General features: G+C 59.5%; 22 protein-coding genes and 1 tRNA gene. 17 read left to right on the forward strand and 6 right to left on the reverse strand.

Annotation, left to right across the window (positions count from 1 at the left end; translation table 11 throughout):
• The first annotated feature begins 45 nt into the window (after positions 1 to 45).
• From gorA to O2N64_RS11010, 6 genes are all read left to right on the forward strand, one after another.
• Positions 46 to 1,398, forward strand: coding sequence for a glutathione-disulfide reductase (gene gorA / locus O2N64_RS10985; protein ID WP_271077638.1), 1,353 nt, complete (start codon positions 46 to 48; stop codon positions 1,396 to 1,398).
• A 90-nt stretch (positions 1,399 to 1,488) separates the two neighbouring features.
• Positions 1,489 to 2,130 carry a DUF2975 domain-containing protein gene (locus tag O2N64_RS10990; RefSeq protein ID WP_271077639.1) on the forward strand — a complete coding sequence of 214 codons (642 nt, stop codon included), beginning with the start codon at positions 1,489 to 1,491 and terminating at the stop codon, positions 2,128 to 2,130.
• Positions 2,130 to 2,354 (forward strand): helix-turn-helix domain-containing protein, encoded by a 225-nt coding sequence (locus O2N64_RS10995; RefSeq protein WP_271077640.1) that lies wholly within the window; start codon positions 2,130 to 2,132, stop codon positions 2,352 to 2,354. Before O2N64_RS10990 ends, O2N64_RS10995 begins: the two co-directional genes overlap by 1 nt.
• A gap of 61 nt (positions 2,355 to 2,415) precedes the next feature.
• Positions 2,416 to 3,261 (forward strand): hypothetical protein, encoded by an 846-nt coding sequence (locus O2N64_RS11000; RefSeq protein ID WP_271077641.1) that lies wholly within the window; start codon positions 2,416 to 2,418, stop codon positions 3,259 to 3,261.
• Positions 3,262 to 3,341: 80 nt separating this feature from the next.
• Positions 3,342 to 3,689, forward strand: coding sequence for a DUF488 domain-containing protein (locus O2N64_RS11005; RefSeq protein WP_271077642.1), 348 nt, complete (start codon positions 3,342 to 3,344; stop codon positions 3,687 to 3,689).
• 74 nt (positions 3,690 to 3,763) lie between these two features.
• Positions 3,764 to 4,762, forward strand: a complete 999-nt coding sequence (locus O2N64_RS11010) for an isoaspartyl peptidase/L-asparaginase family protein (RefSeq protein WP_271077643.1) — start codon at positions 3,764 to 3,766, stop codon at positions 4,760 to 4,762.
• Here O2N64_RS11010 and aroB read toward each other — a convergent pair.
• Both aroB and O2N64_RS11020 read right to left on the reverse strand, forming a co-directional pair.
• On the reverse strand, positions 4,750 to 5,859 hold the full coding sequence (gene aroB, locus O2N64_RS11015) for a 3-dehydroquinate synthase (RefSeq protein ID WP_271077644.1): 1,110 nt from the start codon (positions 5,857 to 5,859) through the stop codon (positions 4,750 to 4,752). The two genes, O2N64_RS11010 and aroB, sit on opposite strands and share 13 nt — an antisense overlap.
• Positions 5,847 to 6,425: a shikimate kinase gene (locus O2N64_RS11020; RefSeq protein ID WP_271077645.1), complete on the reverse strand. Its 579-nt coding sequence runs from the start codon at positions 6,423 to 6,425 to the stop codon at positions 5,847 to 5,849. The genes aroB and O2N64_RS11020 overlap by 13 nt, the downstream gene beginning before the upstream one ends.
• A gap of 224 nt (positions 6,426 to 6,649) precedes the next feature.
• On the opposite strand from O2N64_RS11020, the gene O2N64_RS11025 reads away from it, so the two are divergent.
• The 4 genes from O2N64_RS11025 (at position 6,650) to O2N64_RS11040 (ending at position 11,992) form a co-directional block, all read left to right on the forward strand.
• Complete coding sequence (locus tag O2N64_RS11025; RefSeq protein WP_271077646.1) at positions 6,650 to 8,503, forward strand: hypothetical protein; 1,854 nt, start codon at positions 6,650 to 6,652, stop codon at positions 8,501 to 8,503.
• Positions 8,504 to 8,547: 44 nt separating this feature from the next.
• Entirely contained in the window at positions 8,548 to 9,426 is an 879-nt protein-coding gene (locus O2N64_RS11030; protein ID WP_271077647.1) for a tyrosine recombinase, read from the forward strand.
• Between the two features lie 9 nt (positions 9,427 to 9,435).
• Positions 9,436 to 10,395, forward strand: a complete 960-nt coding sequence (locus O2N64_RS11035; protein WP_271077648.1) for an acetyl-CoA carboxylase carboxyltransferase subunit alpha — start codon at positions 9,436 to 9,438, stop codon at positions 10,393 to 10,395.
• 88 nt (positions 10,396 to 10,483) lie between these two features.
• Entirely contained in the window at positions 10,484 to 11,992 is a 1,509-nt protein-coding gene (locus tag O2N64_RS11040; RefSeq protein ID WP_271077649.1) for a M48 family metalloprotease, read from the forward strand.
• A 160-nt stretch (positions 11,993 to 12,152) separates the two neighbouring features.
• On the opposite strand, the gene O2N64_RS11045 is transcribed toward O2N64_RS11040, so the two are convergent.
• Entirely contained in the window at positions 12,153 to 12,335 is a 183-nt protein-coding gene (locus tag O2N64_RS11045) for a Flp family type IVb pilin (RefSeq protein WP_271077650.1), read from the reverse strand.
• A gap of 95 nt (positions 12,336 to 12,430) precedes the next feature.
• Positions 12,431 to 12,595 carry a Flp family type IVb pilin gene (locus O2N64_RS11050; RefSeq protein WP_271079650.1) on the reverse strand — a complete coding sequence of 55 codons (165 nt, stop codon included), beginning with the start codon at positions 12,593 to 12,595 and terminating at the stop codon, positions 12,431 to 12,433.
• 109 nt (positions 12,596 to 12,704) lie between these two features.
• Here O2N64_RS11050 and O2N64_RS11055 point away from each other — a divergent pair, with 109 nt between their 5' ends.
• The 6 genes from O2N64_RS11055 (at position 12,705) to O2N64_RS11080 (ending at position 16,529) form a co-directional block, all read left to right on the forward strand.
• Positions 12,705 to 13,106 (forward strand): NUDIX domain-containing protein, encoded by a 402-nt coding sequence (locus tag O2N64_RS11055; RefSeq protein WP_271077651.1) that lies wholly within the window; start codon positions 12,705 to 12,707, stop codon positions 13,104 to 13,106.
• A 47-nt stretch (positions 13,107 to 13,153) separates the two neighbouring features.
• A tRNA-Arg gene (locus tag O2N64_RS11060) sits at positions 13,154 to 13,230 on the forward strand.
• 146 nt (positions 13,231 to 13,376) lie between these two features.
• On the forward strand, positions 13,377 to 13,862 hold the full coding sequence (locus O2N64_RS11065) for a hemerythrin domain-containing protein (RefSeq protein ID WP_442866731.1): 486 nt from the start codon (positions 13,377 to 13,379) through the stop codon (positions 13,860 to 13,862).
• A gap of 151 nt (positions 13,863 to 14,013) precedes the next feature.
• Positions 14,014 to 14,625: a GTP cyclohydrolase I FolE gene (gene folE / locus O2N64_RS11070; RefSeq protein ID WP_271077653.1), complete on the forward strand. Its 612-nt coding sequence runs from the start codon at positions 14,014 to 14,016 to the stop codon at positions 14,623 to 14,625.
• A 108-nt stretch (positions 14,626 to 14,733) separates the two neighbouring features.
• Positions 14,734 to 16,026: a UDP-N-acetylglucosamine 1-carboxyvinyltransferase gene (locus O2N64_RS11075; protein ID WP_271077654.1), complete on the forward strand. Its 1,293-nt coding sequence runs from the start codon at positions 14,734 to 14,736 to the stop codon at positions 16,024 to 16,026.
• Positions 16,026 to 16,529 carry a hypothetical protein gene (locus tag O2N64_RS11080; RefSeq protein WP_271077655.1) on the forward strand — a complete coding sequence of 168 codons (504 nt, stop codon included), beginning with the start codon at positions 16,026 to 16,028 and terminating at the stop codon, positions 16,527 to 16,529. Before O2N64_RS11075 ends, O2N64_RS11080 begins: the two co-directional genes overlap by 1 nt.
• Positions 16,530 to 16,617: 88 nt before the next feature.
• On the opposite strand, the gene O2N64_RS11085 is transcribed toward O2N64_RS11080, so the two are convergent.
• Entirely contained in the window at positions 16,618 to 18,405 is a 1,788-nt protein-coding gene (locus O2N64_RS11085; RefSeq protein ID WP_271077656.1) for a multicopper oxidase family protein, read from the reverse strand.
• A 287-nt stretch (positions 18,406 to 18,692) separates the two neighbouring features.
• Positions 18,693 to 19,172, reverse strand: a complete 480-nt coding sequence (locus O2N64_RS11090; RefSeq protein WP_271077657.1) for a peroxiredoxin — start codon at positions 19,170 to 19,172, stop codon at positions 18,693 to 18,695.
• A gap of 191 nt (positions 19,173 to 19,363) precedes the next feature.
• Here O2N64_RS11090 and ahcY point away from each other — a divergent pair, with 191 nt between their 5' ends.
• Positions 19,364 to 20,776 carry an adenosylhomocysteinase gene (ahcY, locus tag O2N64_RS11095; RefSeq protein ID WP_271077658.1) on the forward strand — a complete coding sequence of 471 codons (1,413 nt, stop codon included), beginning with the start codon at positions 19,364 to 19,366 and terminating at the stop codon, positions 20,774 to 20,776.
• Positions 20,777 to 20,828 lie beyond the last annotated feature (52 nt).

The following is a 20,828-nucleotide window of genomic DNA, read 5'->3' on the forward strand; positions in this document are numbered from 1 at the left end:
AGTGTTGGACCATAGCGCCTTCACGCAAACGGAGAACCTTCCCGCATGTCCGACAGTTACGATTTCGACCTTTTCACCATTGGTGCAGGCTCTGGCGGAGTGCGCGCGAGCCGCGTTTCCGCAGCCCACGGCGCGCGCGTCGCGATTGCGGAGGAGCACCGGGTAGGTGGAACCTGCGTCATTCGTGGCTGCGTGCCCAAGAAAATGCTCGTCTACGGCGCGCATTTTGCGGAGGATTTGGAGGACTGCCAGCAGTTCGGCTGGACGGTGGAGGGAAAAAGCTTCGACTGGATAAAGCTGCGCGACAATGTGCTTGCCGATGTCTCCCGCATCGAAGGCGCTTACACGGACACGCTGGAAAACCACGATGTCACGATTTTCAAGGAACGCGCCGAGATTACCGGCCCTCACGAGATCACTCTGGCAAGCGGCAAGACGGTCACCGCGAAATACATCCTGATTGCGACTGGCGCGCATCCGCACGTCCCCGAGTGCGACGGAATGGAGCATGCGATCACGTCCAATGAAGCATTTCATCTGGATGAGTTGCCGAAAAAGGTGATCATCGCTGGCGGCGGTTATATCGCCAATGAGTTTGCCGGCATTTTCAATGAGTTCGGCAGCAAGGTCACACTCGTCAATCGCGGCGACCGTCTGCTGCGGTCTTATGACGAAGCCGTGCGTGATCGCCTGTTGCAGATATCGACGATGAAAGGCATCGAGTTCAAGTTCAATACGGTGTTCGAGTATATCAAACCGTGTGACGATGGCGGCTATTTCGTCAAACTTTCGGATTGCGATGAAGAACATGTCGACCTGGTGATGTTCGCCACAGGGCGCGTGCCCAACACCAAGGGGCTGGGCCTGGACAAGGCTGGGGTCGAATTGGGCGATAAGGGCGAAGTCATCGTCGATCGTTTCAGCAAGACCAATGTCGATCATATTTATGCCGTTGGCGATGTGACCGACCGTGTGCAGCTTACCCCCGTCGCCATCCGCGAAGGTCAGGCCTTCGCCGATAGTGTGTTTGGCGATAGCGATCCGGTCGCCGTCGACCACTCATGCATCCCCAGCGCCGTGTTCAGTCACCCTCCGATCGCCGCTGTCGGAATGACGGAAGGGGAGGCGAAGAACGCGCTTGGCAGCGTGAAGGTCTACCTGTCCGATTTCCGCGCAATGAAAAACGTGGTGGCGGGGCGCAATGAGCGCAGCCTGTTCAAGATGATCTGCGATGGAGACAGCGGGCGGATTGTCGGAATCCACATGATAGCACCCGAAGCGCCCGAAATGATGCAGGCCGCCGCGATTGCCGTGAAAGCCGGCCTGACCAAGGCCGATTTCGACGCCACCACTGCCATACACCCCACTATGGCTGAAGAGCTCGTCCTTATGCGATGAGATGATTATTTTACGTAAAACATAAAATATCTATTGCGAAGCGCAAATCACCGCGGCATAGACCCCTTCAACGAATATTGGAGGGAAATCATGAGTGCGATTTGGACGAAACGGTTTGTCAATTTTCTGCTTGTGATCGTCGCGCTCGCGGCGGTCGGCGCGCTGTTGCAGGCGTGGAGCGCCTATAGCGAGGGCAAGTTCCACATGGTGGCCTACCCTGCCAAGAGCGAAAACATCATCATGCATTCGCTCGATGCTGCGGGAGATAACGACACGTTCTGGCAGCTTCAGGAAGGCACCGTCAGGGTCGATAATCATAGCTGGCTGCGCGGGGCGAGGCTTGTCGGGCGTCTCGCAGCGCTGGGGCTGATAGGCGCTGTCTTCTGGCAGTTACGGGGCCTGCTTTCCCGGATCGGAGTGGGCGAGGTTTTCTCTGATCAGAATGTCACCTCACTGCGCAATATCGGTAAGCTGCTGGTCGTCGGCAGTGTGCTGTCGATCTCAATGACGGTGATGACGCAATACGCGATCCTGGAAGCGATGCCCGATGTCATCGATAGCAATCGCGCCATCCACCCTTCGATCAGTTGGGGAGTGCAGGGCAAGGAAAATATCTGGATGGATTACACACCGCCGATCCTACCGATGCTGATGGCCATGATCGCCTTCATCACCGCAGGCGCATTCAAATCGGGTCAGCAGTTCCGCGAAGACAGCGAGAGTGTGGTCTGATGGCTATCATTACAAATCTCGACGTCGTGATGGCGCAGCGCAAGGTCAGCTTGAAAGAGCTGGCCGAGCGGGTGGGAATCTCGGCCACCAATCTCTCGCTGCTGAAAACCGGAAAGGTGAACGGGGTACGCTATCGGACTCTGAATGCCATCTGCCGCGAGCTCGATTGTCAGCCGGGAGATATTTTCGAATATCGCCCCGGTGACGACGATGAGGACGCTTAGAAGACATTCATTCAGAATGACGACAGGAGTGGCGGCGCAAATTGCGGATGAGGTGAAATTCATGCGTTTTTTGCTATTGTTACCGCTTGTTTCGCTCATTGCCTGTGCAGCTGGCGATGCGTCATCCGATCCCGGTGCTCCCACGCCCGGTTTCGCTACGCAGCGCGAAGCGCCCACGCCCGATTATGCGGAGATCATCGCCAACGCGCCAATGCTCGAGCCGCATGTGGGAAGTCGCGAACCCAGCGAAGCGGCGCCGGACAATGCAGCGGAGATCGGGCAGCTATGGCGTGGCCGTCTCGAAAGCCTCGGAGTCCTCGATGGCTACGGCCTTTCAGGCAATTCTGACAATTCGCCGATCTCCAGTTTCAGCCTGCGCATGACCGCGAGCGATTTCGACGACTGGCTGATGGAGAACGCATGGGAAGCGCCGCGACACATTCGCTTCGATTTCGTGCCGCCGATGGGCTGGCCGCGAATAACGCCAGAAGCAGAAGAGCAAGTTCGCATTTGGCCGGCGAGTGAGGCACGTACGGGTCTCCAACTCGAGGCGGCGAGTGGCGGGCAGATTTACCTCGAAGACGGTTGCTTCTTTGTCCTGCGGACAGGGCGGGAAGAGCCTGAACTGGCCTGGTTCCACACGGAAACCGGGTTGGATGTGGATTCTGACGGATATTTCGTCCTCGTCAATCGCACCTCAGGACAGGTCGAAGGCAGGCTGGGTGAGGAATTCACCTGGGCATCGCCAAATCCGATCACGCCTGGCGGACCTCCTGTCGAGGAGCTTCGCGCAGCCTGCGGTGTGGCGGAGATTTACGGCGTCGGAAATCCCACTGCGAATGCCAAGCTTGGCGAGATGTATCCACGCTCCGCGCCCGACGCCATTCCGCCGCCAGACATCCATTGATCTGCAAAATACATACCATCGGCTACGCGAGCCGCACGCAGGATGAGCTGGTCTCCGCCTTGCGACACGCGGGCATCACCATGCTGGTTGATGTGCGCGCGATAGCCAATTCTCGAAGGGCAGGTTTCTCCAAAACTTCGCTCAGATCAGCGGTGGAAGAGGCGGGAATCGCCTATCTCCATCTGCGTCAGCTCGGCACACCAAAAGAGGGGAGAGACGCCGCGCGGCGTGGTGATCAAGAGACGCTGGAGCGCGTTTATTCAGGACAATTGGAATTGCCGGAAGCGCTGGCGCAAATGGCGGAATTACAAAGCCTCGCGGAAGACCAAACAGTGTGCTTGCTCTGCTATTGCGAGGAAGCCGATCACTGCCACCGCCGCCTGCTGGTTGATGCGGTGTTTCCAGACCGGAAGCGCGTGGATCTGTAAACAGCCCTTTGGGCCCTTGAATTCGCGCCATGCTTGGCGGACAAGGTGCGCAAACAACAAAACGGGACTGCATCATGAACCGCCTCTTGCGCATTTTCCTTCCGCTTTTCGCAATCCTGCTGCCTGCTGCGGCAACAGCGCATGATGCGGAGCATTCCGAATGGTCGATTGCCATCCATGGCGGGGCAGGGACTATTGAGCGGTCGTTGATGACGCCGGAGCGGGAAGCCGCCTACAATGCGTCGCTTCAGGCCGCGCTCGATGCAGGTGCCGCGGTGCTTCGTGAAGGCGGCACGGCGGAAGATGCGGTGATCGCAGTCATCACGCTTCTGGAAGACGATCCGCTTTTCAATGCCGGGCGCGGTGCGGTGCTGACCTGGGAAGGCGGCATCTCGCTCGATAGCTCGCTGATGCTGGGGCAGGATCTGAGCGCTGGTGCAGTTGCCGGAGTGGACGATGTACGCCACCCGATCCTGCTCGCGCGCGAAGTGATGCGCAACAGCCCGCACGTGTTGCTGAGCGGCGAGGGTGCGAGCGAATTTGCAGCAGAGCAAGGCCTTGAGCTGATGGACGCCGACTGGTTCATCACCGAACGCCGCGCGCGTTCGCTCGAAGCTTTTCGCAACCGGCAGGAAGCCAGCATCGAAGATCGCGAGCACGCTTTCGGAACCGTTGGCGCAGTGGCGCGCGATCATCACGGCAATCTGGCGGCTGGTACCTCGACCGGCGGCACTACCGGCAAGCGCTGGGGCCGCATCGGCGACTCGCCGCTGATCGGCGCTGGTACCTATGCAGACAATCGCTCCTGCGCGGTCTCCGCGACAGGCACCGGCGAATATTTCATCCGTGCCAGCGTAGCGCGCGCGATCTGTGATCTCATTCGCCTTACCGGTATGGGGCCTCAGGAAGCCGCCGATCAGACCATGGCGGAAGTTGGCGAAATGGGCGGCGATGGCGGTGTGATTGTCGTCTCGAACCAGGGCGAGACTGCGTTCTCATTTAACACGTCCGGAATGTATCGGGGCCGTGCGGACAGCACCGGCGTGAATGAAATCGCGATCTACGCGGACTGAAGCTGTTGGGCGAGAAACGCGCCGACATCTTCGAGCGAAACCTCGCGGTCCAGAAAGGCGTCGCCAATCCCGCGCAGCAGGATGAAGGGCAGGGTGCCTGCATCCATTTTCTTATCGTGGAGCATATGCGCTGCGAGTGCCTGACCGGTGCAGTGGAGACCAAGCGAGGCAATTTCTACCGGTAGCCTGCTAGCGCCAATCGCTTCAGCGATCCGCTCCGCATCCTCAGCGGACAGATGGCCTTTGCGCGCAGAATATCGCGCGGCGAGAACCATGCCGAGCGCCACCGCTTCGCCATGCAGCAGGCGATCCGAATAACCGGTCTCCGCTTCCAAAGCATGGCCGAATGTGTGGCCGAGGTTGAGCAGGGCGCGCGCGCCGCTCGTCTCGCGCTCGTCTTCGGCGACGATCCGCGCCTTGGCTTGCACGCTTTCCGTCACTGCATATTCGACGGCTTCCCGATCGTGAGCGATCACCCTGGAGCCATTCGCCTCGCACCATTCGAAGAATGCGGCATCGCCAAGGATCCCGTATTTGATGACTTCGGCATAGCCGCAGCGCATCTCTCGCTCGGGCAGTGTCGAAAGCACGTCCGTATCGGCGAGCACAAGCGAGGGCTGGTGAAATGCGCCGACAAGGTTTTTGCCTGCAGCGACATTGATCGCCGTCTTACCACCAACCGAACTATCGACCTGCGCCAGCAGGCTGGTCGGCACCTGGATGAACCCGCAGCCGCGTTTCAGCATGGAGGCGGCAAAGCCCGTCAGATCGCCGATAACGCCGCCGCCCAGCGCCACAATGTGATCGCCGCGTTCTACCTCTTCGCCGAGCAACCACTCGACCGTGCGCGAAAGGCCATCCCAGCTTTTCGCGCCTTCTCCGGGTTCGTGGACCAGCCACGCGGGGTGTTTCCCGGCGGCCTCCAGCGATTGGGCAAGGGCCTCACCCCAATGGGCATACACATTACGGTCGGTGACGATAGGCACGCGCGTCTTGCGCAGCAGCCCACCGCATTCCTCAGCGAAATTGCCGATCAACCCGCCGCCAATGCGAACATCGTAGCTGCGCCCCGCAAGTTCGACTCTCACTTCAGCCATCGGTCGAGCCCTTCGAGGATGCGATTGACGGTTGTCTGGTGCGGCCCGCTGTCGCTTTTCACATGGATGTGCGCTTCGGCATACACCGGTTCACGCTCGGTCTTCATCTTGGTGACCTTTCCGCGAATGTCGCCGGTGCGCAGCAGAGGGCGGCGCTTGTTGCGACTGACCCGTTCGACCAGCGTGTCGATTGCCGCGTCGAGCCAGATGGCCACGCCTTCTTGCTTGATAAGCTCGCGGGTCTCTTCTTCCAGAAAAGCACCGCCGCCCGTCGCCAGAACGCAACCTGCGCCGCTTTCTTCCATCAGGCGCGCGATGACCCGCCGCTCCCCGTCGCGAAAATACTCCTCGCCGAACTGGTCGAAAATTTCCGCAACCGACATATTGGCCGCTTCGACGATCTCCTCGTCAGCGTCTGTAAAGTCCATGTCCAGCACATTGGCGAGGCGGCGCCCGACGGTGGATTTGCCCACCCCCATCATGCCGACCAGTACCAATGGCCTGTCGAGGCGCTGCTTGATGGAGCGCAACATCGCATCATCGGGCAAAGGCTTGGACATGGTCATTGCCGCAAGGCCTATAGATAGGCTAACCGCGCTGGCAAGGCTGCGAACAAACTTGCGCGCAGCGATGATGTAACAAACGGGAAGTGTCGCGAGGTGTCTAAACGCCTGATGATCATGCTTGCGCTGATTGTTATTTTGCTTGTTCTCGCTGTCGCCTGGTTCGATGGCGGGCGTGAGGAACAGCGCCTGATTGTAGAGCCCGTGGAATTGCCGGAGAGAAATTCTTGAAACGCGTTGGACTTTGGCTTGCCGGGGCGGGCTTTGCCCTCACATCGACGCTGGCGCTTGCCAGCGGGCCGGAAGACCTGTTGCCACCCGCATTCCGCGATCCCCCGCCGCAATCCACGCCGACGCCTACTCCCACCGCGACACGGACAAGCGCGCCCGCACCGTCGGGCGGCACCGCTGCACCATCGGTATCCGCGCCTGTCGTGCAGGATATTCCGTCGTCGAGCAGCCCTGCGCCGGGCCGGGCTCGCCTTCCGGCCGATTTTCCGACGCTGGAAGAGCTGGAGCGGATGGAATCGTTCGAAGTGAACGAGCTGTTCGGCCTGCGTCCAAAATTCGATATTCCAGCCGCCGCCCGCCGTGACCTTGCAGAAATCGGCGTCTTAAACCGCGCAGAGGGTGGCTTTGTCACCGGATCGCTGGCGAACCAGCCGGCCGCACTTGTACGTGCAGCGCTTGAGGCAAGCGATGGTCCGATCATCTCGCGCTGGGGGCATATTCTGATGCGTCGTGCGCTCGCCAGCAGGCTCGATGCGCCCGAGGGCATGGATGCGGTCGAATTTGCGGCTTTGCGCGCAGAGGCTCTCTCCGGAATGGGCGAAGCCGTCGTTGCTCGCACGGTGGTGCAGGATATCGACGCCGGCAATTACGATCGCGCGCTGACCGATGCGGCGGTTTCGGCCTATCTCGCTTCGGGAGATGTACTCGGCGCATGTCCTATCGCTGTGCTGCGCGGAGACCTGCGCGAAGATGGCGAATGGGAATTGCTGCGCGCGATCTGCGCTGCCTATCTTGGCCAAACGCGTAGCGCCGAGCGTGATCTCGACCGTGCTCTCGGCACCGGTGCAGCGCCAGAGATCGATGTCCGTCTGGCCCAACGCTTTGCCGGAGCGGCCGGCGATGGTGGCCGTGCCGTCAACATCGAGTGGGAAGGGGTGGAAGAGATCACCCCATGGCGCTTCGCCTTGGCACGCTCGCTCGGAGTGGAGCTGCCTGAGGGCTTGCCATTCACGGGGCAGACTCCCGATGATTATGCCATTTCCGACGTCCTGATTCCCGCGACTCCGCTGCTCCAGCGCGTGAATTCTGCCGATGCGGCGGGTGGCCGCGGTGTCCTGTCGTCAGCTGCCATGGTTGATCTGTATTCGCGGCTCTGGGCCAGCGATGCTTACGACCAGGCCGACAAGGCGGAGGCGGGCCTGCTGCGCGAAGCCTATGTCGCGTCGACTTCGGCGGAGCGAATTGCCGCCATGCGCGAATTGTGGGAGCAGGACACTGACGCGATGTATGCGCGCCAGGTCCTCACTGGCTATGCCGCGGCGCGCATTCAGCCGAGTGAGGAATTGCTGCAAGATGCGCCGGCGTTGATCGCTTCGATGCTGACCGCTGGCCTCGATCGCAATGCCATGCGCTGGGGCTCCATCGTTCCTGCTGGAAGTGAAGGCTGGGCGCTTTTGGCCCTTGCACAGCCGGAACGCGAAGGCACGGTAAGTGGCGGCGACGTCGATAGTTTCATCGATGACGATGATAGCACCGACATGCGCAAATCCGCCTTTCTTGTTGCAGGGCTGGCGGGTCTGGAGCGTCTCGACGAGGATGATTTTGGCGATTTCGCAGATCGCCTGGGCATAAATTACACGCGGCAAAGCGCGTGGAGCGGCAAGATCGAAGCGGCATCGTCCTATGGCAATCAGGCGCTCGTGGCGTTGCTTTCAGGCCTTGGCATGCAGGGGCGCAGCTGGGATCAGATGACGCCGCGCCATCTCTATCACATCGTGCGTGCGCTCAATCGTGCCGGGCTTTCGGCGGAGGCGCGGATGATTGCGGCGGAGGCCGTCGCGCGGAGCTAGGTCGCGGGCACAGGCCGCGAGCCAATTGGGGAGAGCAGGCGTCCATGTCCGCCGCGATCGACAGTTTTCTGGCGATGATGGCTGCAGAACGCGGCGCTGCGGCGAATACGCTGGCAGCCTATCGCCGCGATCTTGAAGCCAGCGAGGATCTGCTGGGGGATCTGTTGTCAGCCTCGCGCGAAGACCTGGCCAAGCTGAGCGGCCAGTGGGCGAATCTTGCACCTTCCACCGTCGCGCGCAAAATCTCCGCCCTGCGGCAATTCTTCGGCTTTTGTGTCGATGAGGGGCTGCGAGCGGATGATCCCTCCGCCGCCTTGTCACGCCCGCAGGCCCGCCGACCGTTACCCAAAATCCTGTCACATCAGGAAGTGGAGGCGATTTTCGCGCAGGTGGAAGAGGAAGCGAAAGGCGATGAGCCGAAAGCGGTTCGCCTGCTTGCGCTTTTCGAACTGCTTTATGGTTCAGGCTTGAGGGCGTCCGAACTCATTTCGCTTCCCGTCAGTGCCGTCCCGCGTGATGCGCCGTTCCTTACAATCACAGGCAAGGGCGGCCAGCAACGCATGGTGCCCGTCTCACGCCGTGCGCAGGCTGCATTGTCGCGTTGGCTGGAGGTGCGCGGCTCGGACAGCGCCTATCTCTTCCCATCGCGCGCCAAGCATATCAGCCGCATCCGCCTCTATCAGATGGTGAAAGAGCTGGCGGGGCGGGCTGGCATCGACCCGGCCAAAGTCAGCCCGCACGTGCTGCGCCATGCCTTTGCAACGCATCTGTTGGAGGGCGGGGCGGATCTGCGCGTGCTCCAGACTTTGCTTGGCCACGCCGATATCGCCACGACGCAGATCTACACCCATGTCGATTCCGCGCGCCTCGTGGCGCTGGTAAACGAGCGACATCCCCTTGCGGCACGCCGCAGAGAGGGCTAGCGGGCAGCTATGGCCACATTCCTCGAGTTTGAAAAACCGGTTGCCGAACTGGAAGCCAAAATCGCCGAACTGCGTGAAGCGGCAGGTGATGATGGCGATGTCGATATTTCGAAAGAGCTCAAACGGCTTGAGGCGAAAAGCGCCAAGCTGTTGCAAAGCACTTACGAGGGGCTGTCGCCGTGGCAGAAAACGCAGGTTGCCCGCCATTCCTCGCGCCCGCATTTCCGCGATTACGTGGAGCACGGCTTCGATGATTTCATGCCGCTTGGTGGGGATCGGCTGTATGGCGACGACCAGGCGATCATGGGCGGCCTTGCCACAATGTGCGGCCGCAAGGTCGTGTTGATCGGCCATGAAAAAGGCAACGACACCGAAAGCCGCATTCGCCACAATTTCGGCATGGGCAAGCCTGAGGGCTATCGCAAAGCCATCCGTCTGATGGAACTGGCGGACCGGTTCGGCCTGCCGGTGGTGACACTGGTCGATACATCCGGCGCATTTCCCGGCATCGAGGCAGAAGAGCGCGGTCAGGCCGAAGCGATTGCCCGTTCGACCGAAGCGTGTCTCTCGCTCGGCGTTCCGATGGTTTCGGCCATCGTGGGCGAGGGTGGATCGGGCGGCGCGGTTGCGCTCGCCAGTGCAGAGCGCGTGCTCATGTTCGAGCATGCCGTTTACTCGGTCATTTCACCTGAGGGCTGTGCCTCTATCCTGTGGCGCACAGCGGAAAAGGCTCCGCAGGCGGCAGAGGCAATGAAGCTGACCGCGCAGAACCTGCTCGAACTGGGTGTGATCGACCGGATCGTGCCTGAACCTGTCGGCGGCGCGCATCGCGATGCCGAGACCGCTATCTCCAACCTTATCGACGCTATCGATGAAGAGCTGGGGACGCTCAGCGTTCATGAGCCGGGAGAGCTCAAGCGCATGCGTGATGAGCGCTTCCTCGCCATCGGGCAGAGCCTTTCACGCTAATTTACAGCTTTTTGCGTCCCGTCATTCGGGAACCTGCCATCCCAGCATGCATTTGCGAATATAAGCGGCGACAGCCCGGCTGTGCCGCATGGAAATGCATCAGGAGATGGGAATGCCGCAGTTTAACACACGCAAGATCAAAGCGCTCGCAATAGCAGGAGTTGCGTCAATCGCACTCTCAGCCTGCGCCACTATCCCGGGCGCCAATGTCGCGCCTGGCTCGCCCATCACCGCTGAAGAAGCGCAGGTCGGTGCGCAGTACCATGAGCAATTTGTTGCCGAATTCGGCGGCGAGATGACAGGACCGCAGGCTCGCTATGTGCAACAGGTAGGACAGAACATCGCGCTCCAGTCCGGTCTGGCGACCAGCCCCGGCGCGTTCGATGTCACCCTGCTGAATTCCAGCGTGAACAACGCCTTCGCGGTTCCCGGCGGCTACGTCTATGCGACACGCCAGCTTGTGAATTTGATGAACAATGAAGCCGAGCTCGCGGCGGTTCTGGGCCACGAGGTCGGCCACGTCGCTGCTCGTCACTCGGCGCGGCGCCAGGCGGCGGCACAGCGCAATCAGCTTGGCGGTGTCGGCATCGCTATCCTTTCGCAGCTGCTCTTGGGCAACAGCCAGCTTGGCAACACTGTCTCGCAAGGGGCGATGCAGCTGTCTCAGTCCCTGACGCTTAGCTATTCGCGCAATCAGGAACTGGAAGCCGATGCGCTCGGCATACAGTATCTGAATAGTGCGGGATATGATCCGCGCGCCATGGCAACCCTGCTGCAAAGCCTGGCGGCGCAAAACCAGCTCGATGCGCAATTGCAGGGTCGAGACAACGCGACGATCCCCGAATGGGCGTCGACACACCCCGATCCTGCAAGCCGCGTGCAGAATGCGGTGCAGCTCGCCGGCAATGCGACTGGTGCGACCAGTCGCAACACCTTCCTCAACAGTATCGATGGGATGATCTACGGCGACGATCCCGAGCAGGGCGTTATCGAAGGCCGCCAATTCATCCATCCGATTCTGCGCTTCAGCTTCACTGCGCCGCAGGGCTTCTACATGGTGAACAGCCCGCGTGCGGTTTCCATCAATGGTGATGGCGGTCGTTCGCAGCTTACCCTCGCTCAATATGACGGAAATCTCGAAAATTATGTGCGCAGCGTTTTCCGCGCGCTTGGTGGCGAGCAGCAACAGCTGGCCCCGCAATCGCTGGAACGCACGACAGTGAATGGCCTGCCTGCCGCTTACGGTACAGCACGGGTCAACAACGGACAGAGCCAGGTGGATGTGACTGTGTTTGCCTATGATTTCGGCAATGGTCAGGCTTACCACTTCCAGTCGATCACACCGGCAGGGCAGGCGGGCACTTTCAACTCGCTGTATAACTCAATGGAGCGTATCAGCGCCGCAGAAGCTGGCAGTGTTGTTCCACGCCGGATCGACATCGTCACCGCTCAGCCTAATGACACAGTCGCACGGATGGCGCGCTTCATGGCCTATGATGATGCGCAGGTCGCGCGCTTCCGGGTGCTGAATGGCCTCTTCGGCGATGCGGAAGTTGTGCCGGGCCAGCAGTACAAGATCGTCGTTCGCTCAAACTAGGAAACCGCTGCCGAGCAATCGCGCCAGCGCAACCACCAAGGGCCGCCCCGTGGTCGGGAGCGGCCCTTTTTGTGTCGGTATTCCGACACTCAGATGGTGTGCAGACAAAAAGAAAGGGCGGCAGGTTTCCCTGCCGCCCCTCTTTTAGTCACCGACCAGATTACTGGTTCTTGGTGTTAGCAGCGTCGAGCTCGGTCTTCACGTTGTTGAACGTGGTGCTGAGTTCGTTACCGAGGCTCTGCATTGCAGTGATAGCAGCAACAGCGATGAGGGCAGCGATCAGGCCATATTCGATGGCGGTTGCACCCTGCTCGTCGCGGATCATGTTCTTGAAGAAAGTCATTACGTAGTCTCCTGGTTTAGTTCTTCGGTACCCGGCTCTTTCGGGTTTCCCTGATTGAGCTCGTCCCTGAATACGGGCGAATTCTGAAGAAAATCCTAAGATCGTGCGTTCGAACTTGCAGTCTCAACTTTGGTCTCGACGCTGCTCCACATGTTGGTGGTAGAAGTCGCCATGCCCTGCAGCGCGGTGATCATCGCAATCGCGATCAATGCCAGGATGAGGCCATATTCTATGGCAGTCGCACCGCGCTCATCGCGCATCAGCTGCTTCAGGAAGATTGCATTCGACACAGGATAGTCCCCTAGTTAGGTGCGATGTTGTAAAATTTCGCAGCGAGGAGTTAACGCGAAGTGGGCGGGCAGGGTTAACGTGGAAAATATCCCGACATGGCTGGCGGTCGTGGCCCTTGCTCTGGTGGACAAGGACGGGCGCTTGCTGCTGCAGCAACGGCTTCTTCACAAGCACCATGGCGGCCTCTGGGAATTCCCGGGTGGCAAGGTGGAAGCGACTGAAAAACCAAGGTTTGCCTTGGTGCGCAAGATCGAAGAAGAGCTGGGCATGACGCTCGATCCCGGCACGCTTCAACCTGCAGGATTTGCGGAAGAGGATGGCCGGCAGCACATTGTCCTGTTTCTTTACACCGCATCGGCAGGCGAGGCTGAGCCAATCGCAAAGGACGGGCAAGAGTGGGGGTGGTTTACTCCGGGTGCAGCGGCGGACCTTCCGCTTGCCCCGATGGATCGCGAATTACTGGCAAGACTTTCGGCATAAGCCCTTGCCAAGCGATACAGACCCCCTTATGTGGCCGCCTCTACCGCGCGCCAGTAGCTCAGCTGGATAGAGTACCTGACTACGAATCAGGCGGTCGGAGGTTCGAATCCTTCCTGGCGCGCCAAAAAAGGCCATCCCTCATGGGGTGGCCTTTTTTGGTTCTACGCGGCCTTCAGCGATGCGCCTGTCTCCCGTGCTTTGGTCCATGCGGTCCGGAAAGCCGGAACCATGTCCCACCAATCGCCGTTGATCGGGCAAAGGAGAAAGACCGTGTCCGAAGATATTTTTGCCCGCCTGAAACAGGATCATGAAGACCACCGCGAACTGCTCGACAAGATTGCCGATACCAGCGGTGACAGCGACGAGCGCCGTGAGTTGTTCGAGAAATTCACGCTCGACGTGAAGAGCCATGCCGCTGCCGAGGAGCAGGCGCTCTATTCGACCATGCTGCGCAAGCCCAAGGCGACCGACGAAACCCGTCACTCTGTTGCCGAGCATCACGAACTCAACGAACTTCTGAACGATCTGGCCGCGACCGACATGTCATCGCCGGCATGGCTGCAGAAATTCAAGCAGCTCGATCACGATTACCGTCACCACATCGACGAGGAAGAAGAAGATCACTTCCCCGATTTCGAAGAACTGCTGACCGAGGAAGACCGCGAGCATATGCGCTCGGTCTTCGATCGCCGGAAGAAGGCCGAAAAGGCAGATGCCGAAATCACCCCGGAAAAGATGGAAGACGCGAAGGAATAATCGCGCGACCGATTGATGAGGGGCGCGGTGCGGAAAGCATCGCGCCCTTTTTGCTGCGCGGGTGACGGACTTTCGTAGGCGTGGCAATTTTTCACGACCGGGCCTATTGGCCTCAGTCACACAGGTCATTCACAGTGAAAGCAGGGTTTTCATGAACAGCGAAGAAGGCGCCGGATACACGGCACCCATCACCAAGGCCGAAGTGCCTGACGATGTGCAGGATGCCATCCGCACGCTGATTCGCTGGGCAGGGGACGATCCGGAGCGTGAAGGGCTGCTCGATACACCAAAGCGCGTGGCCCGCGCCTGGAAAGAATACTGCCAGGGCTATGAAGAAGATCCTTCCCAGCACCTCTCCCGCGTTTTCGAAGAGGTGGGCGGTTATGACGAGATCGTCCTGCTCAAGGATATCCCGTTCCAGAGCCACTGTGAGCATCACATGGCCCCGATCATTGGCAAAGCCGCTATTGCTTACCTTCCGACCGACCACGTCGTTGGGATTTCAAAACTGGCCCGCGTCCTGCACGGTTACGCTCGGCGTCTTCAGATCCAGGAACGGCTGACGGCCGAAGTCGCACAGGCGATCTGGAAGGGCCTGAAGCCCCGCGGCGTCGCGGTCGTAATCGAAGCGAGCCATGCCTGCATGACCGCACGCGGCGTTCGCACGCCGGGTGTGAACATGGTGACCAGCAAGCTCATGGGGTGTTTCCTCGACGACGCGCGCAGCCGCAAGGAAGTGCTCGCGCTGATGGGATACTCCTGACGCAGGACACGCGCGCTCTTGCCTCTGCAAGAGCGATCTGGAATGGACTTCGTCAAATCAAATCATTGAACGGGTGAGGCAAGTGCCGCCCCCGGCGAAAGGACTTTCATGACCGCATTGTATGTCCGCGGTGGGCAAAAGCTTCAGGGCAAGATCGAGCCCTCTGCCAACAAGAACGCTGTTCTCCCGGTGCTGTGTGCCACGCTGCTGAGCGAAGCGCCGATCATGCTGCGCAATGTGCCCGAAATTACCGATGTGACGCGCATCCACGCGTTCTTCACCGATCTCGGCAGTACGGTGGAGTGGGACAAGGACGCCCACACGCTGGCGATTGATCACTCCACCATTCCCAGCGACGCGAAGGCGAAGCTGCCGCAGGCGATGCGCGCATCGATCATGATGATCCCCGGCCTGCTCGCAAGATTGGGCGAAGCGCGGCTGGAGCATGAAGTAAAAGGCTGCACACTCGGCGCACGCGAAATCGATCCGCATGTAAAGGTGTTCGAGGCGTTCGGCGCGACCGTATCTTACGAAGGGAAGGACATTGTCTTTCGAAAGACGGTGAAAGGCGAGGGCACACGCATGTGGCTCGAATACGCCTCTGTGACGACCACCGAGAACTTTATCATCAGCGCGCTGACCGCGAAGGGCACCAGCCAGATCGTCAATGCCGCTTGCGAACCGCATGTGCAGGAAATGTGCACATTCCTTGAGCAGATGGGCTGCACCATCCGCGGCAAGGGAACCTCAATGGTTTCGGTCGATGGCTGCGAGAACTTCAAGCCGGTCGATTACACCTTCGTGGAAGACTTCCACGAAATCGCGACCTTCCTTGCCCTTGCGGCCGTGACAGGCGGCGATATCTCGGTGCGCAACACGCAGCCTGAAGATTTCATGCTGATCGACCGCACGTTTGAGAAATTCGGCGCGCATGTGGAGCACAAGGACGGCTGGTCACGCCTCAATGCGCCTGAACAGCTGGTCGTGCAGCAGAACTTCACCAGCCACATCACCACGAAGGTGGAAGCCGCTCCGTGGCCTTATATCCCTGCTGACCTTCTGCCGATCTTCATTGCGCTCGGCGTGCGAGCGGACGGTCCTGCCATGTTCTGGAACAAGGTCTACGAAGGCGGCCTTACCTGGCACACAGAGCTCAGCCTGTTTGGCGCGCATACGCTGCTATGCGATCCGCATCGCCTGATTACCTTCGGCGGCGATAAACTGCGCCCGGCAACCGTCACTAGCCCCTATATCATCCGCGTCGCCATCGCGATGCTGATGATCGCGTCGAGCATCGATGGCGAATCGACGATCCTCGATGCCGACCCTATCCGCCGTGCACACCCGAAATTCACCGACAACATCGATATGCTCGGCGCAGACGTGAAGTGGGTCGATTGATGCGGACGCTTCTCGCTCTGGCTGGACTGGCCCTCGCTTCGCCAGCCTTTGCACAGGAAGCAAACAATCCGCTCGATGAGTTCACGCCGCTATTGGGCAATTGCTATCTCGCTTCCGGTGGTATCGACGATGGCGATGACCGCCACTGCTGGAGCGAGAGCGAAGACGGCACCGCCGTTTTGCAGCGTCACGAGATTACTGGCGGGTCGCTCCACGGCTATGTTGGCGAGGCGATCTACAGCTTCAATCCTGAGACCGGCGAGGCAAGCTATCGCTATCGGAACAATCGGGGCGGCAAAAGCGGGGGCAGTTTCACCGGCGCAAACGGGAGGCTGACTTTCCCAGATGAGACCTATCGTTTGGACGAGAATACCAGCGTTACGGTCGACAGCAGATTCATCATTGCCGGTCCGCACTACTACTCCGCCCAAGAGCGGCAGCAGATCGAAGGTGAGTGGAGCGAGCCATCGATTATCGAATTCAACCGGATCGATCAGGATTGATGGCAAAAACAAGGGGCGCCGCAATGGGCGCCCCCTTGTCGTTACGCCAAGTTTTTAATCAGGAGCTGCTGGAGCCAAACGCTGAAGATCAGTGTGGCATTCCGCCCATGGTCTGGTCGCCGGGTAAGACCACGCGGATGCCTTGCATCATCCCTTCATCGCCATGGCTCGCAAAGTGGCAATGCAGGACGAAGTCGCCGACATAGCGCCGGTACCGTGTACGCATTCGCACCGTATATCCTTGCTTGATGATGACGGTATCGCGCCAGCTCCCGATCATCCCGGCATAGTCCCGATCAAAAGCATCGCTTCCTTCAACTGTCACGTCGCGGCCTTCTTCATCTATGACCGAGACGATCTGGAACGGATTGACGTGGATGTGAAAAGGATGGCTGCCGAGGTTCGATGTGATCTCCCATTCCTCGACATCTCCCAGCATCAATGTGCGATCGATCCGTCCGTGCTGGTATGGAGAACCATCGATGCTCAGGATGGCTCCCCCGCCTTCGATTTCCTCGATGCTCATCGTTGCGGTCTGGTGGCCGGTAAGCTCGTCATCGGCGACCGGCTCGTGCCAAGTAAAGGCACCAAGCTGCATTCCATCGTTCAGATCGCTTAGGACGCGGCTGCGAATATCCTGATCCGCGATCTGTGTTTCCGCTGCGGCTTCCAGCGTCTGAACAAGGTGTGCCGCGATGTTCGGCACTTCCGCGCTTTCGCCTGCAACCTGCAGAATGCCGACCATTCTCCGCTCATCCGGTTGCATTCGCCATGTCTGGTCATTGATCATGCAATACGAACCCGGCTCAGCGAAGTAGACCAGCGAATCGTAGCGTGATCCAGGATACATATTGGCTTCAGACACCGGTCGCAGGGCGGGACGGGTAAGACCATCATCGGCAAAATGGAATTGCTCCACGATTTCGCCCGTACAGTGTTCCAGAATCCATGCGCGTTGCTGATCTGCCAGAACGCTTCGAAGCGGCGGTGCATCGTCTGCGAGCCTGCGGATCGTCATCCGGACAGAGCGCCGCAATCCGGCGTGAATCATGCGAAGCCGCTGGAACCGGCCGGTCTCCAGGCCACCGATGGTCGGCTGCATTTCCCCGTTGACCGACAGCAATCGGCCCGAGGTCATTTCATTAGCAGGCCCGAACTGCCTCCAGCTGTCGACGCTGCCTACATCGTCGCCTTCGCATTGCCATGCGGGATGTTCCCATGGGCGCGCTTCCGGATCGGGTGACCGCGGTGCGTTGAGCTGACCTTCATCGTCGAAACAGCCATACTGTATCTGCGAGAACACCATGATCTGCTCGCCAAATCGCTCGCCCGATTGGTCTTGCAGGAGAATGTCGATGTCTCCGGGCATGTCGTTCGTCGGAATGCGATCGCCTTCGATGATGAGAGCGCCTGCCATACCCGATCCCAGCTGGATACTGGTCGCCCCGTGCATGTGCGGGTGATACCAGAAGGTACCGGCAGGGTGATCTTCCGGGATCGCGAATTCATAGTTGAAACGTTCCCCCGGATTGATCGAAATCATCACGTTATCGCTGTTGCCGCTGGGTGAAACCCACAGACCATGCGTGTGGATGTTTGTCGAATTGAAGCACTCGGCTCGCGCGATCTGCTCGGCCGAGCAGTCAGCGAGATCATTCTGAACACCCAGTCTAAGGACTTGGCCGGGGCGCACTCGCAGCGTTGGCGCGATGAAGCGGGTGTTTTCTTCGCCGCGGAATGCACGCAGTTCGACACGATCCATTTCTCCCGTCCAGGGATTGAAATAGGTGCCCTGCACACGCTCGACATTCACTTCATAGCTTGGTGCGTGGCGCTGTTCTGCATCTTGCGCAGATGCAGTTGCGGTGAACGCCAAACTGCAGAGTCCGAGCGTCATCATATCTATTCGCATTGTGATTGCCCCCCCAAGCATATCACCGCTCTTCGCGCCTTATCAGGCGCTTATTGTCCAGCCATCCTCAATTCGTACGACCCCTCGTCCGAATTGTATGCGGAGGAGACGATAGCTGGCTCCTTGCGCGGTATCGACTGGGTACGATCAACTAGAGCAAAGTGCAAATCTGCGCCCCGGTTTCGTCTGCCTCGGAAACAAAAAGGGCGCCGCAGCGGGCGCCCTTTCCGTGTCAGTGTGAATTCGTGCGCTCAGAGCTGTCCGAGCAAGTGGTCGGCGCTTGAGACATTAAATTCGCCGGGTCCTTCGACATTGACCTGCTGCACCACGCCATCATCGACAATCATCGAATAGCGGTTGGAACGGGTGCCCATGCCGTAGGCGGAGAAATCGGTGTCGAGGCCGACAGCCTTTGCGAAATCGCCATTTCCGTCTGCCAGCATCGTGATCTCGCCAGCGTCATTGGCATCTTTCCATGCGTTCATGACGAAAGCATCGTTCACGCTGGTGCAGGCGATGACGTCCACGCCCTTTGCCTTCAGCTCGTCTGCCTTTTCGACAAAGCCGGGCAGGTGCTTCGCGCTGCAGGTCGGCGTGAAAGCGCCGGGCACAGCGAAAAGAGCAACCTTCTTGCCAGCGAAAAAGTCGCTCGCCTGAACCTGTTCCGGCCCTTCGCTCGTGGCCTTGGTCAACGTTACGTCGGGAAGCTTTTCGCCTTGGGAAATGGTCATCGTAATCTATCCTCCAATTGCCAGGTACGGCTCTAGATAAGGTGGGAATGATCGAGCGCCAGTAACGTGCCTGAATTTCGCAAAAATGCGCAGGGGTTTACGGGCTTCGCCGTGCAGCCTATGTGGCGCTGCAACACAGCGTTGCATGGAGCCCCGGCAGCGCGCCATCCGTAATTCACAGGAGACGTGCCGTGGCTGACGCCGCTTTCAACGACTACATCATTAAAGATATCGCTCTCGCCGATTATGGCCGTGCGGAAATCAACATTGCCGAAACGGAAATGCCTGGCCTGATGGCCACGCGCGAGGAATTTGGTGACAGCAAGCCGCTGAAAGGCGCTCGCATCACCGGTTCGCTGCACATGACCATCCAGACCGCCGTTCTGATCGAAACGCTGGTAGCGCTGGGCGCAGAAGTGCGCTGGGCGACCTGCAACATCTTCTCGACGCAGGATCACGCGGCTGCCGCCATCGCTGCACAGGACATTCCGGTGTTCGCCGTAAAGGGTGAAAGCCTGGCGGAATACTGGGACTATGTCGGCAATATCTTCGACTGGGAAAACGACGGTGACGGCCAGACCGCCAACCTCATTCTCGACGATGGCGGCGATGCTACGATGTTCGCGCTCTGGGGTGCTCGCCTTGAAGCGGGCGAAGAAATGCCCGAGCCGACGAACGACGAAGAAATCGAAATGCAGCGCTCGCTGAAGGCCTTCATCGCCAAGAAGCCGGGCTATTTGACCGAGACGGTGAAGAACCTGAAGGGCGTTTCGGAAGAAACCACCACCGGCGTTCACCGCCTCTATCACATCGCCAAGCAGGGCAAGCTGCCTTTCCCGGCGATCAATGTGAACGACTCCGTCACCAAGTCGAAGTTCGACAACCTTTACGGCTGCCGCGAATCGCTGGTCGACGCCATTCGCCGCGCGACCGACGTGATGCTTTCGGGCAAGGTCGCTTTCGTTGCTGGCTATGGCGACGTGGGCAAGGGTTCCGCGCAGTCGCTGCGTGATGGCGGCGCCCGCGTTCTCGTCAGTGAAATCGATCCGATCTGCGCTCTGCAGGCGGCGATGGAAGGGTTTGAAGTCACCACGCTGGAAGACGCTGTTTCGCGCGCTGACATCTTCGTCACCACCACCGGTAACGAAGACGTGATCACCGCCGATCACATGAAGGCGATGAAGCCGATGAGCATCGTCTGCAACATCGGCCACTTCGACAGCGAGATCCAGATCGGCGCGCTTTCCAACTACGAATGGACCGAACTGAAGCCGGGCACGGATCTGGTGAAGTTCCCCGACGGCAAGGAAATCATCGTGCTGGCCAAGGGCCGCCTTGTGAACCTCGCGTGTGCGACCGGTCATCCGAGCTTCGTGATGAGCTGTTCCTTCACCAACCAGGTGATGGCGCAGATGGAATTGTGGGAGAACCACGGCAGCTACGACAATGACGTTTACGTCCTGCCGAAGCACCTCGACGAAAAGGTCGCCTCGCTCCACCTCGACAAGCTCGGTGTGAAGCTCACCAAGTTGAGTCAGAAGCAGGCCGATTATATCGGCGTGCCGGTGGAAGGTCCGTTCAAGCCGGAGCACTATCGCTACTAAGCGCTACGTCCACATCCAAAACATCCGCGACGCCTCGGCACGATCTCTTCCA

The sequence above is a fragment of the Aurantiacibacter sp. MUD61 genome, from assembly GCF_027912455.1.
In the GTDB taxonomy this organism is placed as follows: domain Bacteria; phylum Pseudomonadota; class Alphaproteobacteria; order Sphingomonadales; family Sphingomonadaceae; genus Alteraurantiacibacter.

Excerpts from the sequence above, each read along its gene's own strand:
- gorA (WP_271077638.1), top strand. The coding sequence starts at position 46 with ATGTCCGACAGTTACGATTTCGACCTTTTCACCATTGGTGCAGGCTCT.
- O2N64_RS10990 (WP_271077639.1), top strand. The coding sequence starts at position 1,489 with ATGAGTGCGATTTGGACGAAACGGTTTGTCAATTTTCTGCTTGTGATC.
- O2N64_RS10995 (WP_271077640.1), top strand. The coding sequence starts at position 2,130 with ATGGCTATCATTACAAATCTCGACGTCGTGATGGCGCAGCGCAAGGTC.
- O2N64_RS11000 (WP_271077641.1), top strand. The coding sequence starts at position 2,416 with ATGCGTTTTTTGCTATTGTTACCGCTTGTTTCGCTCATTGCCTGTGCA.
- O2N64_RS11005 (WP_271077642.1), top strand. The coding sequence starts at position 3,342 with ATGCTGGTTGATGTGCGCGCGATAGCCAATTCTCGAAGGGCAGGTTTC.
- O2N64_RS11010 (WP_271077643.1), top strand. The coding sequence starts at position 3,764 with ATGAACCGCCTCTTGCGCATTTTCCTTCCGCTTTTCGCAATCCTGCTG.
- aroB (WP_271077644.1), bottom strand. The coding sequence starts at position 5,859 with ATGGCTGAAGTGAGAGTCGAACTTGCGGGGCGCAGCTACGATGTTCGC.
- O2N64_RS11020 (WP_271077645.1), bottom strand. The coding sequence starts at position 6,425 with ATGACCATGTCCAAGCCTTTGCCCGATGATGCGATGTTGCGCTCCATC.
- O2N64_RS11030 (WP_271077647.1), top strand. The coding sequence starts at position 8,548 with ATGTCCGCCGCGATCGACAGTTTTCTGGCGATGATGGCTGCAGAACGC.
- O2N64_RS11035 (WP_271077648.1), top strand. The coding sequence starts at position 9,436 with ATGGCCACATTCCTCGAGTTTGAAAAACCGGTTGCCGAACTGGAAGCC.
- O2N64_RS11040 (WP_271077649.1), top strand. The coding sequence starts at position 10,484 with ATGGAAATGCATCAGGAGATGGGAATGCCGCAGTTTAACACACGCAAG.
- O2N64_RS11045 (WP_271077650.1), bottom strand. The coding sequence starts at position 12,335 with ATGACTTTCTTCAAGAACATGATCCGCGACGAGCAGGGTGCAACCGCC.
- O2N64_RS11050 (WP_271079650.1), bottom strand. The coding sequence starts at position 12,595 with ATGCGCGATGAGCGCGGTGCGACTGCCATAGAATATGGCCTCATCCTG.
- folE (WP_271077653.1), top strand. The coding sequence starts at position 14,014 with ATGAACAGCGAAGAAGGCGCCGGATACACGGCACCCATCACCAAGGCC.
- O2N64_RS11075 (WP_271077654.1), top strand. The coding sequence starts at position 14,734 with ATGACCGCATTGTATGTCCGCGGTGGGCAAAAGCTTCAGGGCAAGATC.
- O2N64_RS11080 (WP_271077655.1), top strand. The coding sequence starts at position 16,026 with ATGCGGACGCTTCTCGCTCTGGCTGGACTGGCCCTCGCTTCGCCAGCC.
- O2N64_RS11090 (WP_271077657.1), bottom strand. The coding sequence starts at position 19,172 with ATGACCATTTCCCAAGGCGAAAAGCTTCCCGACGTAACGTTGACCAAG.